Origin of the sequence: Burkholderia sp. B21-005, assembly GCF_020843965.1 — a bacterium.
Classification (GTDB): domain Bacteria; phylum Pseudomonadota; class Gammaproteobacteria; order Burkholderiales; family Burkholderiaceae; genus Burkholderia; species Burkholderia ambifaria.
Window position 1 is genome coordinate 1,383,831 of sequence record NZ_CP086301.1, and the last position, 17,359, is coordinate 1,401,189.

Here is a 17,359-nt window from a genome sequence, read left to right on the forward strand (position 1 = left end):
CCTGCTCGATTGCGCCGCATGATGTCGGGCATGTCGGTGCTTGGGATCGCAATGATAACCATAAAATTACATATTGCTGTCATCGCATGTCGATCTGCTTTCTGTTCCGCCGGATGCCGAGACGGGCGACGCGACATTCCGCCTTCGCATCACGCGTGGGCCGCCCGCCGCGTCCGCGTGCGCTTCACCTCGTACATCTCCTGGTCCGCATGCTCGATCAGCGCGTTCATGTCGGTGCCGTCGTCGGGCAGCATCGCGATGCCGACGCTGACGCCGAGCCGCAGCGGATGCCCGTCGAATTCGAACGGCTCGCCGACCTGCCGCGCGAGCCGTGCGCGTTGCGCGTCGACGTCGTCGCGGCCGCCGACGTTCGGCAGGATCACCGCGAACTCGTCGCCGCCCACCCGCGCAACCGTATCCGAGCGCCGCACGGCGCCGAGCATGCGCGTGGCGATCTCGCGCAGCGCGGCGTCGCCCGCGCGGTGGCCAAGGCCGTCGTTGATCGGTTTGAGCCCGTCCATGTCGATGTTGAGGATGCCGAGCCGGCCGTTCGCGCGCAGCGCCGTGTGCATCGACTGGCGCAGGCGGTCGTAGAACAGCGCGCGGTTCGGCAGGCCGGTGAGCGCGTCGTGCGTCGCGCGCAGGTACAGCTCGTTGGCCTCGTTGCGCGCCGCGTGGAACATCGCGGCGGCGATCAGGTCGGCCATCAGCCGCAGCGTGCCGGCGTCTTCGGCCGAAAAACCGTCGACGTCCGGCGACATCACCTTCAGCACGCCGACCGTCGTGTCCGCATGGGTGAGCGGCATGACCAGCATCGAGCGCAGCCCCACCCGGCGGCACGCGTCACGATCGACGCGCGGGTCGGTTTCCGAATCCGTGCAGCGCAGCAATTCACCGCGCGTCACACACAGGCCGGACAGGCTGCCCGTGCGGCGCAGCCGCAGCCCCAGCATCCCGGCGGCGGAGCCCGACGCGGCGCGGTACACCATGTCGTCGCCTTCGGCGAATTCGACCGCCGCGCCGCCCGCGCCCGTGAGTTGCGGCACCTGCTCGGTCACGTAAGCCATCACGCTGCCGAGATCGAGGCCGAGTTTCGCGATCTCGGTCTGCGCGGCAATGATGCGCAGCAGCGTGTCGGGGGACGGGGTGGCGGTGTCGACAATTTGATCCAAGTCAGTTTTCCATAAAGAAAGCGCGGCGCTCTGTGCGAGCTTGCGGTAGCATACGCGCCGCCCGTGCGGCAGCGCATTCCGGGCGGCCCGCAAGGGGTCGCAACCGGCATCCGGCCGGTAGTCGGGTCTTCGACCACCAGTCCGGCAGCGCCGGCAGTATGCCGGTCGGTCCGGCAGGCAGCAACGGCGTAACTCTTGCCATTCAATCGCGGCGCGCAGCATTTCCGACCGAATTGAGTTGTTTTTCGCGTCGTCAGCGCGAATCACGGTGAGTTTCGCCCTTATTTTGAGATAGTGTGACGAATGTGCGAGCGCCGGTGCCAGGCGCGCGCCGCCGTCTGACGAATCGGCAGCAAAAGCGTTCGTCGCGTCGTTCCGATAATTGCATTCAGGCAGACTTTGAGGGGAAGCAGTGGGGATGTGCACTCGCGGGCATAGCTGCTGTGCGCGCGTCGGTCGCGACGCGCTTGATAACAACCGGATGATCACGACGATGCGGAGCCGCGCATGAAGCCGGCCGTTTCGCTGTTCGTCCTGTCGGTGGCCACGTTCGGCGCGCTCCATGCGGCCGCGCTGTCGGCCGCACCGATGCCGGCGGTGCCTGCCGCCGCTTCGGCGTCCGCCGGCAGTCCGGCCGTGCCGCCGCCCGCCAGCGGCGCGGCCATGCCGAGCGCCGCCAGCGCGGCGTCCGCCGGCCTGCCGACGACGACCGTGCACCTGCCGTTCGCGTCGCTCGGCGCATTCGATCCGGTGCGCCTGCGCGGCGCCGACGACGCGCGCACGATCAACGCGGGCGTGCGGCTCGACCGCGTGGTCACCGGCGCGCGGCTGCGTCTGACCTATGCGTATTCGCCGTCGCTCGTGTTCCCGATGTCGCACCTGAAGGTGTCGATGAACGGCGAGGTGATCGCGACCGTCCCGTTCGACGCGACGCGCGCGGGCCGCACGGTCACGCAGGACATCCCGATCGATCCGCGCTACTTCTCCGATTTCAACCAGATCGGCCTGCGCCTGATCGCGCATTACACGCTCGATCACTGCGAGGACCCGTCGAACTCGGCGCTGTGGGCCGACGTGAGCCCGACGAGCGAGCTGATCCTCGACGAATCGCCGCTGCGCCTGCCGAACGACCTCGCGCTGCTGCCCGCGCCGTTCTTCGACCGGCGCGACAACGGGCTGCTGCTGCTGCCGTTCGTGCTGCCGGCGTCGCCCGATTCGGCGACGCTGCGCAGCGCCGGCGTGCTCGCGTCGTGGTTCGGCGCGCAGGCCGACTACCGGCAGGCACGCTTCCCGGTCGCGGCGACGCTGCCGGCCGACGACCAGGCGGTGGTGGTCGGCACGGCCGCGACCCTGCCTGTCGGCCTCGCGCTGCCGTCGGTCACCGGCCCGCTGCTCGCGGTGGCCGACAACCCGGCCGCGCCGGGCCGCAAGCTGCTGGTCGTGACGGGCCGCACGGCGGCCGAAGTCGACGACGCGGTCGCGGCGCTCGTGCTCGGCCGTGCGGCGCTGTCGGGCCCGGCGGCAACCGTCGCGCACGTCGATCTCGGCGCGCCCCGCAAACCGTACGACGCGCCGCGCTGGCTGCCGGTGAACCGGCCGATCGCGTTCCGCGAGCTCGTGTCGGACCCGCGCGAACTCGAAGTGCGCGGCACGTCGCCCGACGCGATCCGCCTGAACCTGCGCGTGCCGGCCGATCTCCATTCGTGGAACGGCTCGGGCGTGCCGATCACGCTGCGTTACCGCTATACGGCGCCGACCGTGCAGGACGACTCGACGCTCGCCGTCGAGATCAACGAACAGCTCGTGAAGTCGTACCGGCTCGGGCCGGCCCATGCGGAAGACGCGCGCGGGCGCATGCAGCTGCCGCTGCTGGCGGTGCCGGAAGGGCGCGTGACGAGCGATGTCGACATCCCGGCGTTTCGCGTCGGCAGCGGCAATCAGCTGCAGTTCCGCTTCACGCTCGATTCGCAGAAGACGGGGCTCTGCTCGAGCACCGCGACCGAGCCGCAGCGCGCGGCGATCGATCCCGATTCGACGATCGACTTCTCGCACTTCGTCCACTACGCGCAATTGCCGAACCTCGCGTTCTTCGCGAACAGCGGCTTCCCGTTCACGCGCTTCGCCGACCTGTCGCAGACGGCCGTCGTGGTCCCCGACCGGCCGTCGCCGCAGGAGCTCGAAGCCTACCTGACGATGCTCGGCCACATGGGCCAGTGGACCGGCTTCCCGGCGCTGCGCGTGGAGGTTGCGCGGCCCGGCGACGTCGCCGCGCTGGCGGGCCGCAAGGACCTGCTCGTGATCGACGGCTCGCCCGCGTCGGCGCTGCTGTCGCGCTGGCGCGCGGCGCTCCCGCTGACGATCGACCAGCAGGGCGGCACGGGCGCGACGCGCGTTGCCTTCTCGGTGAAGGAACGCTGGCGCAACGGCATCGGCATGGCCGACGGCGGCGCGCATATCGAGCAGACGGGCTCGCTCGCCGCGCTCGCCGGCTTCGAGCTGCCGGGCAGCCACGGCCGCAGCGTCGTCGCGCTGACGGCGACCGACCAGACGCGCCTGGCCGATCTGCTCGACGTATTCGAGAAGCCGGGCCTCGTGTCGCAACTGCAGGGCGACCTCGCGCTGGTGCGGCCGGGTCAGGTCGACAGCCTGCGCGTCGGCGAGCCGTACGTGGTCGGCTTCGTGCCGTGGTATGCGCGCGTCTGGACGCATGCGGCGCGGCACCCGGTCGTGCTCGGCGTGGTCGGCGTCGCCGCGGGGCTGCTGCTCGCGCTCGGCGTGTTCAGCGTGCTGCAGAGAATCGCCGCGCGTCGACGGGGGATGTAACGGATGGCGTGGGCATTCGCAAGGCGACGGGCAACGCGGCCGGCGCGTCGCGTCGGCACGACGCTCGTGCTGGCCGTCGCGGCGGCGTGTGCGGCGACCGGCGCCGCCGGGCGCGCGCAGGCGGCGCAAAGCGGCGCGGCCGATGTGCAATGCGGCGCGGCGTGGCCGCGCTGGGACGCGTTCAAGCGCGATTTCGTGTCAGCCGACGGCCGGGTGATCGATGTCGGCTCGGCCGATTCGCGCACGGTATCGGAGGGGCAGGCGTATGGGCTGTTCTTCGCGCTGGTTGCGAACGACCGGCGCACGTTCGACACGATCCTCGCATGGACCGAGAACAACCTCGCGCAGGGCGACCTGAGCGCCCGTCTGCCGGCGTGGCTGTGGGGCCGTGCGCCGGACGGCGCCTGGCGCGTGCTCGACGCGAACGCGGCGTCGGACGCCGACCTGTGGATCGCCTACACGCTCGTCGAAGCCGGCCGGCTGTGGCGCGAGCGCAGCTACACGGCGCGCGGCGCGCTGCTCGCGAAGCGCGTGCTGGACGACGAGACGGCCAGCGTGCCGGGCCTCGGCCTCACGCTGCTGCCCGGGCCGACCGGTTTCAAGCTGGCGAACGGTCAATGGCGCGTGAACCCAAGCTATTCGCCGCCGCAGGTGATCCGCGGGCTCGCCGCGCGCCTGCCCGATGATCGGCGCTGGGCCGCGCTCGCGGCCAGCACCGGCCGCGTGCTGCTCGACACCGCGCCGAAGGGCTTTTCGCCGGACTGGGCGCTGTATCGCGCGGGCGCCGGCTTCGGGCCCGATCCGCAAACCCGCGCGGAAAGCGCGTACAACGCGATCCGCGTGTACCTGTGGGCCGGCATGCTCGATCGCGCCGATCCGCTCGCCGCGCCGCTGCTCGCGCGGTTTGCCCCCTTTGCCGACTACATTGCCGCGCATGGCGCGCCGCCGGAGAAGGTCGACACGACGACCGGCGTCGCGGGGCCGAACGACGGCAACGGCGGCTTCTCCGCGGCGGCCGTGCCGTTCCTCGACGCGCGCGGCCAGCGTGCGCTCGCGGATGCGCAGGCCGCGCGTGTCGATACGCTCGCGCGCCAGTCGGCGCCCGGCTACTACACGAGCGTGCTGACGCTGTTCGGCCTCGGCTGGCGCGACGGCCGCTACCGGTTCGGCGCGGACGGGTCGCTCGACGCGCGCTGGGAGGGTCGTCCATGCGCGGCCCGATGAAGCGCACCGCACCGCGCGTCGCGGGGTTCGCGTGGCTCGCGTCGTCGGTCTGCGCGGCGGCGCCGGCCGCGGCTGCCGGCGCCGTTGCCACCGCGGTTGCTCCGCCGCCCAAAGCCGTCGCGCCGAAGGCCGCGCCGGCCACGACCGATCGGGCCGACGCGCAGCGCCAGCTCTCGACCGCCCGCATGTGGGGCGCGAAGCATCGCGACGACCTCGCGCGCGACGCGCTGCGCAAGGGGCTCCTGATCGCGCCGGACGATCCCGAACTGCTCGCGGAGCAGATGCGCGTGCTGTTACGGCTCGGCGACGCGCAAGGCGCGCAGGCCGCGCTGGCGCGCCTGCAGGCGCGTGCGCCCGCGGCACCCGGCACGCGGCGTGCGGCCGACGAATACCGCGTCGCGACGAGCGGGCGCGGCGAGATGGCGCAGATCCGCCTGCTCGCGCGCAGCGGCCGCGCCGACGAAGCGGCCCGGCGGATCGTCGCGCTGTTTCCGAACGGCGCGCCATCCGGCGCGCTCGGCGCCGAGTACTACCAGATCGTCTCGAATGCGCCGGGCGGACGCGAACCGGCGATCGCCGCGCTGCGCCGCGCGGTCGCGGCCGACCCGCAGGACGTGAGCGCGGCGCTGGCGCTCGCGCGGCTGCTGAACCAGCGCGACGACACGCGCGCGGAAGCGAACCGGATCGCGTGGTCGCTCGCGAAGCGGGCCGACACCGACCATACGGACGCGATGGCCCTGTGGCGCCGCGTGCTGCAGTCCGCCGGCGCCGATCCCGCGTATCTCGACGCGTTGCATGCGTATTTGGCGTTCGTGCCGGACGACACCGAATTCCGCGATCGCGTCGCCACCCTCGACCGGCAGCGCGACGCGCAACGCCGGCTCGAACGCGATCCCGACTACATCGCGCAGCAGCGCGGCCTGCAGGCGCTCGCGCGCGGCGACCTGGCCGGTGCCGATCCGCTGCTCGCGCGCGCCGCGCAGGCGCGCGCCGACGACGCCGATGCGCTCGGCGGGCTCGGCCTGCTGCGCCTGCGCGAAGGCCGGCATGACGAAGCGCGTGCGCTGTTCACGCGCGCCGCGGCGCTGTCGACCGACCAGCGCGGCAAGTGGCAGGGCCTCGCGCGCACCGCGCAGTTCTGGGGGCTGCTCGCACAGGGCCGCGCGGCGGCTTCGGCCGGGCGGCCGCAGGATGCCGAGCGCGCGGCGCGCGCCGCGCTCGCGATGCAGCCCGCCAGCCCGGACGCGAAGCTGCAGCTCGTCGATGCGCTGCTCGCGCAGCGCGACTGGGCGCGCGCGGAGCCGTTGCTGCGCGAACTGCTGGCCGCACGTTCGCCGACGCTGTCGGCGGTGCGCGGCACCGCGATGCTGTATGAGAACACTGGCCGCGCGGATCGCATTGGCCCGCTGCTCGACGCGCTGCAGGGTCGCGTGACGGGCCGCGACGATCGCCGCGCGCTCGACGGGCTGCGCGCCGACCTGCTTGCGAGCCAGGCGCGCGCGCTCGCCGACAAGGGCGAACGCGGGCCGGCCGCGCAACGCTACGAAGCCGCGGTGCGTGCGGCACCCGATGCGCCGTGGACGCGTTTCGCGCTCGCGCGGCTGTATCGCGACATGGGGCTGCGGCAGCTCGGTCGCACGGTAATGGACGAAGGGCTCGCGCAAAGCGACACGCCCGAGATGCGCTATGCGACCGCGCTGTATCGCAACTCGCTCGACGACATCGCCGGCGCGCAGGCCGCGCTCGCGGGCGTCGACGACGCGCACCGCTCGGACGGCATGCGTGCGCTCGCGCGCAAGCTCGACGCGGAAAGTGCGCTGGCCGACGCGCGCGGCGCGCTCGGCCGCGGCGATCGCGCGGCGTTCACCGCGTCGCTCGCGCATGCGCAGGCGAGCGCGCCGGACGATCCCGACATGCTCGCGGCGATCGGCGCGCAGTGGATCGACGCGGGCGAACCCGAGCGCGGCCTCGCGCCGTTGCGCGACTGGATCGCCGCGCATCCTCACGAGGCCGACACCGACGTCCGCCTGCGCTACGGCGACCTGCTCGGCAGCGCCGGGCGCGACGACGCGCTCGCCGCGTGGCTCGACGCACTGCGCCGCGAGCCGGCGCTGACGGCGGCACAGACCGCGCGCATCGAGGATCAGTCGCTGCGGCTCGTGCTGCGGCAGACGGACGACGCGATCGCACGGCAGGACTATGCGCGTGCCCGCACGCTGCTCGGTCGGGCGAGCGACGCCGGCCGCGCGGACAAGCGCTACGCACTGGAACTGGCCGACCTCGAACGCGCGCAGGGGCACTACGACGCGGCGCGCGACGCGCTCGCGCCGGTCGTCGCGCGCACGCCGGACGATGCCGATACGCAGCTCGCGCTCGCGCGGATCGACGAGGACAGCGGTCATCGCGCGGCGGCGCTCGCGCGCGTGCAGGCCGTGCTCGCACGCACGCCGGACGACGACGTCGATACGCGGCTGTCGGTCGTGCGCCGCCTGAACGCGCTGCGCCGCCCGGACGAAGCCGCGCAGGTGACCGGCCCGCTGCAGGCCGCGTATCCGGCGCGCGCCGACGTGACGGTGGCAGCCGGGCGCGTGGCCGAGGCACAGGGCCGCTACGACGATGCCGCGTCGCTGTACCGGCTGTCGCTGTCGCAGGAACGCACGAGCGGCGTGAGCCCCGGCCGCGACGGCCGCACGCCCGCGCAGGCCGCGTTCGCGGATCTCGAGCAGCGGCGCGACCCGGAGATCGAGACCGGCTGGCTGCCCGCGTACAAGTCGGGCGACGAAGGGGTGTCCTCGTACCGCGCGCAACAGGTGCCGATCTACCTGCAGGTGCCGGTGCGCTACGACGGGCATGCGTTCCTGCAGCTCGACACCGTGCATCTGGACGCGGGCACGCTCGATACGAGCGACCCGAACGCGTATTCGCTGAAGACCTTCGGGACCTACGCCGCGCTCAACACGCCGCTCGGGTTGCCTGCGCCGTTCGCACCGAATCCGTCGGCCGCCGAGTTGATCGCGCATCCGCGCGGCGACCTGCACCAGCCGATGACGGGCGTCGCCCTCGGCGCCGGCTATCGCACGGACGCGTGGCGCGTCGATCTCGGCACGTCGCCGCTCGGTTTCCCGGTGCATTACCTGGTCGGCGGCGTGCGCTACCGCTTCGACGCGGGCCCGGCGAGCTTCACCGTGAACGCGTCGCGCCGGCCGGAAACGAGCAGCGTGCTGTCGTATGCGGGGATGCGCGACCCGTGGACCGGTGCGGTATGGGGCGGCGTGCGCCGCGACGGCGTGAACCTGCGTGCGGCGGTCGACGTCGGCCGCGTGAACCTGTTCGCGGAACTCGGCGCGGGCGTGCTGTCCGGCCGCAACGTCGAGCGCAATGCGGAAGTCACGCTGCGCTCGGGCTTCACGGTGCCCGTGTACGAACGCGCGACGATGAAGGTGAGCACGGGGCTCGTCGGCAATGCGTGGCATTACGCGCAGAACCTGCGCTACTACACGTACGGGCAGGGCGGTTACTACAGCCCGCAGCGCTACCTGTCGCTCGGCGTGCCGATCGAGTGGGCGGGTCGGCGCGACGCGCTGTCGTGGGACCTGACCGTCACGGCCGGGATCTCGAACAGCTATGAAAAGGATTCGCTGTTCTACCCGACCTTCGCGGGCCAGCGCGCCGCGCAGGAGGCGGCCGGGCTGGTCTACACGGGCAGTTCGACGCGCGGCGTGTCGTTTTCGTACGGCGTGAACGGCATCGTCGAGTATCGCGTGAATCCGCACCTGAGCGTCGGCGCGCAACTGCATGTCGACCGGTCGCACGACTATGCACCGAGTTCGGCGCTCGTGTACCTGCGCTATGCGTTCGACGCACGCGCGGAGCGCAGCTGGCTCGTCACGCCGACGCCGGTGCGGCTTTATTCGGATTACTAGGGTCTGCTTGCATATGGAACGCGTGAATACCGAAATCGACGCAACCCGTCCCGCGCTCGGCGCCGCCGGCCTGCTGGACCGCCTGCGCGCGCTGCTGCGCACGGGTCCGGCCGGCGGCCGCGCCGGCCCGCTGAGCCGGCTCGCGATCGACGGGCTGCCCGATGCGTGGACGCAACTGGAAGCAGGCGGCCTGTACGCCGTCTATGCCGCCACCGGCACGCCGGCGTGCGACGCGCTGGTGTGGGAAAGCGCGCGGCAGTCGCGCACGCGCGACGTGACGGTCGTGCTGTCACGCGACGCGGCGCGCGTGGCCGCGCAGATGCAGGCGCACGGTTTCGCGGGCGCCGCGCAGCCGGCCGGCTGGCCGCGCAACCTGAACGTGCTGGCGATGCCGCCCGCACCCGCGTCTGCGTCCGCGGCGGCCGACGGCGACGCCGCGATCGAACCGGGCGCGCCGCGCCGTGCGGCGCCCGCTCCGTTCGCACGGCTCGCGGGCGGCTTGCGCGCGATGAAGCGCTACGGCTTTCGCACGCGCTCGCTGTATTTCATCGAAGGCGCGCAACGCTGGTTCAGCTGGGACGATCCGGCCGCGCTCGCGGAAGAGGCGCACGCGCTCGCCGACTGGTGCCGCACGCACCGGATCGCGCTGGTGCTGCTGGTCGATCCCGAGATCGTGCGCACCGGCGCCGCTCCGGACACCGACGATCCGCCGCTCGTGCGCGACGCGAATCGCGCGCCGCGCAGCGGCTTTCACGGCGTGTGCTCGGGCGTCGCGCAACTGCAGCGCACGCACGGCGAACTGCTGTGGGTCGTCGATTTCTGGCGCGCGGGCGACACGCTCGCGGCCGGCGAAGTGCGGCCGCTGCGCTTCGCGCCGGGCGGCCGGCTCGCGGCGATCGCCGATGGCGGCGCCGTCCAGCCGTCGCGCGGGATGAAGCTCGCGACCGACGAGGATCGCGTCGTCGTCAGCCGTGCGGTGCTCGACGACGCGGGCCGCGTGCCCGCCGGCTGGGAAATCGTCGACGACAACGCGGCGGTCGTCGCTGCCTGTGCGCACGCGCAGGCCGCGACCGCGGTGCTCGCGTTCCGCTCGCATCCGCAGCTCGAGGCGTTGTGCGCGGCCGTGCACGCGCTGCGCCGGCAATGCGGCGGCGCGCTGAAGATCGCCGTCGTCGAACGCGGCGAGGTGCTGCGCCAGCAGTTCGAGATGCTCGTGCTGAGCGTCGGCGCGAACCGCGTCGTCGCACGCGACCTGCCGCTGTCGCGGATGCAGGCCGCGGTGAACGCGCTGCACGGGCAGCTCTATGCGCGGCCCGTCGCGCCGGACTATCGCGCGGCGCTCGCGGCCGCGCTCGGCGATTCGGTGCTCGGCTATTTGCCGGTCGGCGCGTTCTGCCTGCGGATTCGCGCGGTGCTCGATCGCGGCGCCGTGCTCGCGCTGCCGCATACGCTCGCGAAGATCGCGCTGCTGCCCGGCGTGTCGCACGTCGACGCGCTGCGGCACTGCCGGCCGCGCCGCGCCGGCGACGTCGTGACGGCCGACGCCGCGCACCTGTACGTGTTCCTGTTCGCGTGCGAACCGGTCGATGCCGAGGACGCGCTCGCGCGGATCTTCGACGTGCCGGTCGATACGCTGTCCGATCGCGTCGTGTGTCTCGGGGCAGGCAGCATCGACACCGAGCTCGATGCGCTGAAGACCGAGAACCGGCGCGCGCCGATCGCCGACTACAGCGACCTGTTCGCGGCGGCGAAGCAACCGGGGGCGACGCGCGTGCCGGCCGAACGCGCGGACGAGGGCGCGGGCGCGGCGAATGCCGAACCGGGCGGCGCGCCCGATTCGAACCTCGACAACTCGCCGCGGCCCGTGCGCGACGAAGACCTCGTGCCGGCCGCCGCTGCGCCGGCCCCGTCTGCCGACATTCCCGCTGCGCGCGCGCGCGGCGCCATCCGCAGCGCGATGCCGCTGCGCAAGCCGGAGGGCGCATGATCGCCGAACTCGTCATCGGATTCATCGTCGGCATCGCGATTGCGGTGCCGGTGTGGATCGTCGCGCAGCACCTCGGCATCGGCCGCGGTTTTCATGCGCCGCGCGGGCTGAACCGGCGCGACGCGGTGCCGTGCGAACTCGTGCCGATCGCGCTGCGCGGACGCCTGCTGCCCGACGCCGACCGCGCCGACGAGGCCGCGCGATGAAGACGATCGCCATCACGTCGACGACCGGCGGCGCGGGCCGCACGACGCTCGCCGGCGCGCTCGCGGTGCTGCTCGCGCGCCGCGGCCGGCCCGTCGTCGCGGTCGAGTTCGACGCGCAGAACCTGATGGGCGCGACGCTCGGGCTCGACACGCTGGCCGAACACGGGCTCGCGCACAGCCTGCTCGCGGATCCTGCTGACGCCGCGCCGTGGCACGCGCATACGTGGCGCAATGCCGACGGCGTGCTGTTCGTGCCGTACGGGCAGGTCGACGCGGCAGACGCCGCTGCCTGCGATGCGCGGCTCGCGGCCGAGCCGGACTGGCTCTCGCGCGCGCTCGACGAGATCGCGCTGCCGGCCGAGGGCGTCGTGCTGGTCGACACGGCCCGCTATCCGTCGCCGCAGGCCGAGCAGGCGATTCGCCGCGCCGACCTCACGCTCGTCGTCGTGCCGCCCGAACCGGCCGCGTGCGCGACCGTCGCCGCCCGCCTGGACGCGCTGCGTGCCGGCGGCGGCGACCTGCAGATCGTCGTGAACCGGCTGAACCCCGCGCGCGACATGCAGCGCGATGCGCTCGCGATGCTGCGCGCCGTCGCGGGGCCGATGTCGATGCTCGAGCAGCGCATTCACGTCGACGCGGCCGTGCCCGAAACGCTCGCGCGCGGCAGCTGGATCTTCGACGATGCGCCGTATTCGCAGGCGTCGCACGACCTGAACGGCATCGCGAACTGGGTCGATGCGTGGCTCACGGCGGCCGCGGCCGGCCGTGCGGGAGCGTCGCGATGAAAGCCGCGTTCGCGTCGCGCTGGCGCGCCACGGTCCGACGCGCGACCGACTGGTGCGCGCGCGGAATCGGGCTGCCGGCCGAGCGCACGCTGCTCGACTGGCTCGTGCGGCTGTTCTTCCATGCACCGCGGCCCGGCCGGCCCGATCCTATACGCCGCCGGGCGCGCACCGCGTTCCTTTGGCTCGCGCGCGAGTGGGGCGTGCTGCAGCCGCTGAGCCCGCGTGAATGGCTGTGGCGCGCGATCGTGCGCGCGCCGCGCGCGGCCGGCGAGCAGCCCGCGCGCGATCCGCTCGCGTGGTTCGACACGTTCGTCGTGCCGGTCTACGTCGCGGTGCGCGCGCTCGGCGCATGCATCAGCGCACAGCTCGAGCGTTTGCCGTGGGCGCGCTGGGGCGGCTGGCTCGACGCGCGCGCACACGGCGTCGGCCGGCGCCGCTGGCTCGCGCCGCTGCTGCTGATCGCGGGCGCGCTGATGTGGGCCGCGGCCGGGATGTCGCCGCTGATGCCCGGCGCGCAGTTCGCGTTCTTCGCGATCGTCGCGGTGCTGGCGCTCGCGCTGCGCCGCCTGCCGGGCCATCTGCCGACCCTCGCGCTCGCGTCGCTCGCGCTGCTCGCCACGCTCCGCTACGTGTGGTGGCGCACGACCCAGACGCTCGATTTCCGCAGCCCGATCGAGGCGGTCGCCGGCTACCTGTTGTACGGCGCCGAAGCCTATACCTGGATGATCCTGCTGCTCGGCTTCGTGCAGACCGCGTGGCCGCTTGACCGGCCGATCGTGCCGCTGCCCGACGACCCGGACAGCTGGCCGAGCGTCGACATCTACATCCCGACCTACAACGAGCCGCTGTCGGTCGTGAAGCCGACCGTGTTCGCCGCGCAGAGCATCGACTGGCCGACCGGGAAGCTGCACGTGTACCTGCTCGACGACGGCAAGCGCCCCGAGTTCGCGGCGTTCGCGCGGGAGGCCGGCATCGGCTACCTGACGCGCGACGACAACCTTCACGCGAAGGCCGGCAACATCAACCGCGCGCTGCCGAAGACGCACGGCGAATACATCGCGATCTTCGACTGCGATCACGTGCCGACGCGCTCGTTCCTGCAGACCACGATGGGCGTGTTCCTGCGCGACCCGAAATGCGCGCTGGTGCAGACGCCGCACCATTTCTTCTCGCCCGATCCGTTCGAGCGCAACCTCGGCACGTTCCGCGAGATCCCGAACGAGGGCAACCTGTTCTACGGGCTCGTGCAGTCGGGCAACGACCTGTGGAACGCGACGTTCTTCTGCGGGTCGTGTGCGGTGCTCAAGCGCACCGCGCTGGAGGAGGTGGGCGGCGTCGCGGTCGAGACCGTGACCGAGGACGCGCACACCGCGCTCAAGCTGCATCGCCGCGGCTACACGTCGGCGTACCTGCCGACCGTGCAGGCGGCCGGCCTCGCGACCGAGAGCCTCGCGGGCCACGTGAAGCAGCGCACGCGCTGGGCGCGCGGGATGGCGCAGATCTTCCGCATCGACAACCCGTTCCTCGGGCGCGGGCTCGGCTTCATCCAGCGGATCTGCTACGGCAACGCGATGCTGCATTTCTTCTACGGGATCCCCCGGCTCGTGTTCCTGACGATTCCGCTCGCGTACCTGTTCTTCCACCTGTACTTCATCAACGCGTCGTCGATCGCGCTCGCGAGCTACGTGATCCCGTACCTGGTGCTCGCGAACGTCGCGAACTCGCGGATGCAGGGGCGCTATCGCCATTCGTTCTGGGCCGAGGTCTACGAATCGGTGCTCGCGTGGTACATCGCGCTGCCGACCACCGTCGCGTTCTTCAGCCCGAAGCACGGCAAGTTCAACGTGACCGACAAGGGCGGCAAGATCGACGAAGGTTACGTCGACTGGTCGACGTCGAAGCCGTACCTCGTGCTGTTCGCGCTGAACGTGCTCGCGATCGCGGCCGGGCTGTGGCGGCTCGTGGCTGATCAGGGCGACGAGGCGTCGACGATCCTGATCACGCTCGGCTGGACCGTCTACAACCTCGCGATGCTCGGCGCGGCACTGGCCGTCGCGCGCGAGACCAAGCAGGTGCGCGTCACGCACCGGATCGCGATGCGCGTGCCGGCGACGCTGCTGCTCGCCGACGGCTCGACGGCCGCGTGCTTCACGAGCGACTACTCGACCGGCGGCCTCGGCCTCGAAGCGGTGCCGGGGCTGCCGCTCGCGATCGGCGACACGCTGACGGTGTGCGTGACGCGCGGCGACCGGCCGTTCCCGTTCCCGGTGCGCGTGAGCCGCGTGACGCCGACCCACGTCGGCGTGAGCTTCGAGGCGCTGACGCTCGAGCAGGAGCGCCAGCTCGTGCAGTGCACGTTCGGCCGCGCGGACGCGTGGCTCGACTGGCATGCGGGCACGCGCACGGACACGCCGCTGCGCGGGTTGAAGGAAGTGCTGCGCGTGGGCCTGGACGGTTACGTACGGATGTGGAAGGGTGTGGCGCGCGGCGTGCAGTCGATGCTGGCACCGAAGCTCGATCGGGCGCGCGACTGACGCGGCGCCCATCACGGAGTGGTTTAGATGACGTTCTGGAATCTGTATTTCATCCTGAAGTTCGCGCTGTTCGCGACCGGCCACCTGCAGCCGATGTGGCTCGCGAACCTCGCGTTCGCGCTGGCGCTCGCGGTGAGCGCGCCGATCCGGCAGCGCGGATGGCGCATCGTGCGGCTGCTCGTCGCGATCGCGATCGCGGTGCCGCTGCTCGCGCGCGAACTGCATGCGCCGCCGCTCGCGCGCCTCGCCGAAGCCGCGCGCGAGGTCAGCACGTTCCGCCTCGAATACTGGATGGAGCTGTTGCCGCGCCTGTTGCCGCCGGTGCTGGTGTTGACGGTAGTGGGCGCGCTGATCGTCTATTTCATCGTCAACCGCTGGGTGCGCGTCGCGACCTTCGTGCTCGCCGTGCTGATCGTGATGCCGCTGTGGCAGGCCGGCAGCGGGCTGATGGCGCGCGTCGTCGCGCCGCTGCCGCAGCAGGCCAGCGCGACGGGCGGGCGCTCCGACCAGCCCGAGGATCACAACGCGGCACTCGCGACGTTCCGCACGCAGGAGTCGCAGCGGCAGGTCGCGTTCGGCCATCTCCCGAGCGATCCGTCCGCGCAGTTCGACGTGATCGTGCTGCACATCTGCTCGCTGTCGTGGGACGATCTCGATGCGGCGAAGGTGCGTAATCACCCGATGCTGAGTCACTTCGACTACCTGTTCAACAACTTCAGCACGGCCGCGAGCTACAGCGGCCCGGCCGCGATCCGCGTGCTGCGCGCGAGTTGCGGGCAGGAAGCGCACGCGGACCTGTACAAGGGCGCGCCGCAGCAGTGCTACCTGTTCTCGCAGCTCGCGTCCGCCGGCTACACGGTGCAGTCGCTGCTGAACCACGACGGCCACTTCGACAACTTCCTGCAGGTCATTCACGACAACATCGGCGTGCCCGACGCGCCGATGATCCCCAACACGGCCGCACCGGTTGCGATGCATGCGTTCGACGGCACGGCGATCAAGGACGACTACGGCACGCTCGCGAACTGGTACGCACAGCGCGCGTCGGTGCCGGGCCCGGTCGCGCTGTACTACAACACGATCAGCCTGCACGACGGCAACCGCGTGGTGGGCAGCCCGCTCGCCAGCATCGATTCGTATCCGCAGCGCGCCAACAAGCTGATGAGCGACTTCGACCGGCTCGCCGATCTGATCGCGCAGTCGGGCCGGCGCGCGGTGATCGTGTTCGTGCCCGAGCACGGCGCCGCGCTGCGCGGCGACAAGAACCAGGTGGCCGGCCTGCGCGAGATTCCGACGCCGCGCATCGTTCACGGGCCGGTCGGCGTGCGGCTCGTCGGCTTCGCCGGCAATCACGGCCAGACGACCGTGATCGACCAGCCGACGAGCTTCCTCGCGCTCGCACAGCTGCTGTCGAACCTCGTGTCGAACAGCCCGTTCAAGCCTGGCGCGACGCTCGCACAATATGCGGCCGACCTGCCGCGCACGCGGATGGTTGGCGAGAACGAAGGCACGGTGACGATGCAGACGAGCGCGGGTTACGCGGTCAAGACTCCGGATGGCGTATGGATCGACGAACAGTAATCAATATCGGCGAAGGTGACGACGATCGCCTGTCGCAGCCGAACGACGTGCTCGGCCTCGCGCGGCACCTGCCCGCGCTGGACCCGGCCCGTTATGTCGACGAGCAGGCGCGGCGCGCATTCGTCGAATCGCTCGACCGCTGGCCGACGCTCGCGAAGCTGATGGGATTGAAGCGGTGAGCGCACGGCGGCCGGCGTGAATGCCGGCCGCCGTGTGTGGATGGACCGACCGATGCCGGCTTACTGCGCCTTGCGCGCCGGCTGGCGCGTCCACTCGTTTTCCTCGCCTGGCACCTTGCCGAAGGTCTGCTCAGCCCACGCGTTGCGGGCCGCCTCGATCTTCGCGCGCTCGCTCGACACGAAATTCCATTCGATGAACCGCTCGCCCGGCAGGTGCGCCCCGCCGAGCAGCATTACGCGCGCGCCGTTCGCGCTCGCGAGCGCCACGGTCGCGCCCGGTTCCAGCACGGCCATCGTCGCGGGGGCGAGCGGCGTGCCGTCGATCGTGAGGTCGCCGTCGACGAGATACACGCCGCGCTCGTCGTGTTCCGCGTCGAGCGCAAGCCGGCCGTTCGACGCGAATTCCGCATACGCATAGAGCGTCGGCGAGAACACGGCGACCGGCGACGTGAGCCCGAACGCGGTGCCCGCGATCACGCGCACGCTCGCGCCGTCGCGCGTGAACGACGGCAGCGTGTCGGCCGCGTGATGCGCGAACGCGGGCGCCGTGTCCTCGTGCTCGACCGGCAGCGCGACCCAGGTCTGGATTCCATGCACGGGCTGCTCGAGCGGCCGATCCTCGTCGGGCGAACGCTCCGAGTGGACGATACCGCGCCCGGCCGTCATCCAGTTCACGTCGCCGGGCACGATCTTCTGCCTGAAACCGAGGCTGTCGTGATGCATCAGCGTGCCATCGAACAGGTAGGTGACGGTCGCGAGGCCGATGTGCGGATGTGGCAGCACGTCGATGCCGCTGCCGGCCGGCAGCACGGCCGGCCCCATTTCATCGAAGAAGATGAACGGGCCGACGAGGCGCGCGGCGCGCGCGGGCAGCACGCGGCGCACGACGAGGTTGCCGATGTCGCTCTCGCGCGGCGTGAGTACGGTCTTGATCGATGCGGACAT

11 protein-coding genes are annotated in these 17,359 nt (G+C 71.9%); 9 read left to right on the top strand and 2 right to left on the bottom strand.

Annotated elements, in window-relative coordinates; translation table 11 throughout:
* Window positions 1–149 precede the first annotated feature (149 nt).
* Window positions 150–1,736 carry a sensor domain-containing diguanylate cyclase gene (locus tag LMA02_RS06485; RefSeq protein WP_228907337.1) on the bottom strand — a complete coding sequence of 529 codons (1,587 nt, stop codon included), beginning with the start codon at window positions 1,734–1,736 and terminating at the stop codon, window positions 150–152.
* On the opposite strand from LMA02_RS06485, the gene bcsB reads away from it, so the two are divergent.
* The 9 genes from bcsB to LMA02_RS06530 are packed head-to-tail and all read left to right on the top strand — an operon-like array spanning window position 1,680 to window position 16,414.
* Window positions 1,680–3,995 carry a cellulose biosynthesis cyclic di-GMP-binding regulatory protein BcsB gene (bcsB, locus tag LMA02_RS06490; protein ID WP_228907338.1) on the top strand — a complete coding sequence of 772 codons (2,316 nt, stop codon included), beginning with the start codon at window positions 1,680–1,682 and terminating at the stop codon, window positions 3,993–3,995. The two genes, LMA02_RS06485 and bcsB, sit on opposite strands and share 57 nt — an antisense overlap.
* Before the next feature lie 3 nt (window positions 3,996–3,998).
* A complete protein-coding gene (bcsZ, locus tag LMA02_RS06495; RefSeq protein ID WP_228907339.1) occupies window positions 3,999–5,219 on the top strand; it encodes a cellulose synthase complex periplasmic endoglucanase BcsZ in 1,221 nt (406 codons plus the stop codon).
* The gene (locus LMA02_RS06500; RefSeq protein ID WP_228907340.1) at window positions 5,204–9,142 is read left to right on the top strand and encodes a cellulose synthase subunit BcsC-related outer membrane protein; all 3,939 of its coding nucleotides are present in this window, start codon (window positions 5,204–5,206) and stop codon (window positions 9,140–9,142) included. Before bcsZ ends, LMA02_RS06500 begins: the two co-directional genes overlap by 16 nt.
* 22 nt (window positions 9,143–9,164) lie before the next feature.
* Window positions 9,165–11,129 carry a cellulose biosynthesis protein BcsE gene (gene bcsE, locus LMA02_RS06505; protein WP_228907341.1) on the top strand — a complete coding sequence of 655 codons (1,965 nt, stop codon included), beginning with the start codon at window positions 9,165–9,167 and terminating at the stop codon, window positions 11,127–11,129.
* Window positions 11,126–11,335 carry a hypothetical protein gene (locus tag LMA02_RS06510; protein WP_228907342.1) on the top strand — a complete coding sequence of 70 codons (210 nt, stop codon included), beginning with the start codon at window positions 11,126–11,128 and terminating at the stop codon, window positions 11,333–11,335. Before bcsE ends, LMA02_RS06510 begins: the two co-directional genes overlap by 4 nt.
* Entirely contained in the window at window positions 11,332–12,120 is a 789-nt protein-coding gene (gene bcsQ / locus LMA02_RS06515) for a cellulose biosynthesis protein BcsQ (RefSeq protein ID WP_228907343.1), read from the top strand. The genes LMA02_RS06510 and bcsQ overlap by 4 nt, the downstream gene beginning before the upstream one ends.
* Window positions 12,117–14,654 carry a UDP-forming cellulose synthase catalytic subunit gene (gene bcsA / locus LMA02_RS06520; protein ID WP_228907344.1) on the top strand — a complete coding sequence of 846 codons (2,538 nt, stop codon included), beginning with the start codon at window positions 12,117–12,119 and terminating at the stop codon, window positions 14,652–14,654. The genes bcsQ and bcsA overlap by 4 nt, the downstream gene beginning before the upstream one ends.
* 27 nt (window positions 14,655–14,681) lie before the next feature.
* On the top strand, window positions 14,682–16,235 hold the full coding sequence (bcsG, locus tag LMA02_RS06525; RefSeq protein WP_228907345.1) for a cellulose biosynthesis protein BcsG: 1,554 nt from the start codon (window positions 14,682–14,684) through the stop codon (window positions 16,233–16,235).
* On the top strand, window positions 16,217–16,414 hold the full coding sequence (locus tag LMA02_RS06530) for a hypothetical protein (protein ID WP_175668454.1): 198 nt from the start codon (window positions 16,217–16,219) through the stop codon (window positions 16,412–16,414). Before bcsG ends, LMA02_RS06530 begins: the two co-directional genes overlap by 19 nt.
* 60 nt (window positions 16,415–16,474) lie before the next feature.
* On the opposite strand, the gene LMA02_RS06535 is transcribed toward LMA02_RS06530, so the two are convergent.
* Window positions 16,475–17,359 (bottom strand): pirin family protein, encoded by an 885-nt coding sequence (locus tag LMA02_RS06535; RefSeq protein ID WP_228907346.1) that lies wholly within the window; start codon window positions 17,357–17,359, stop codon window positions 16,475–16,477.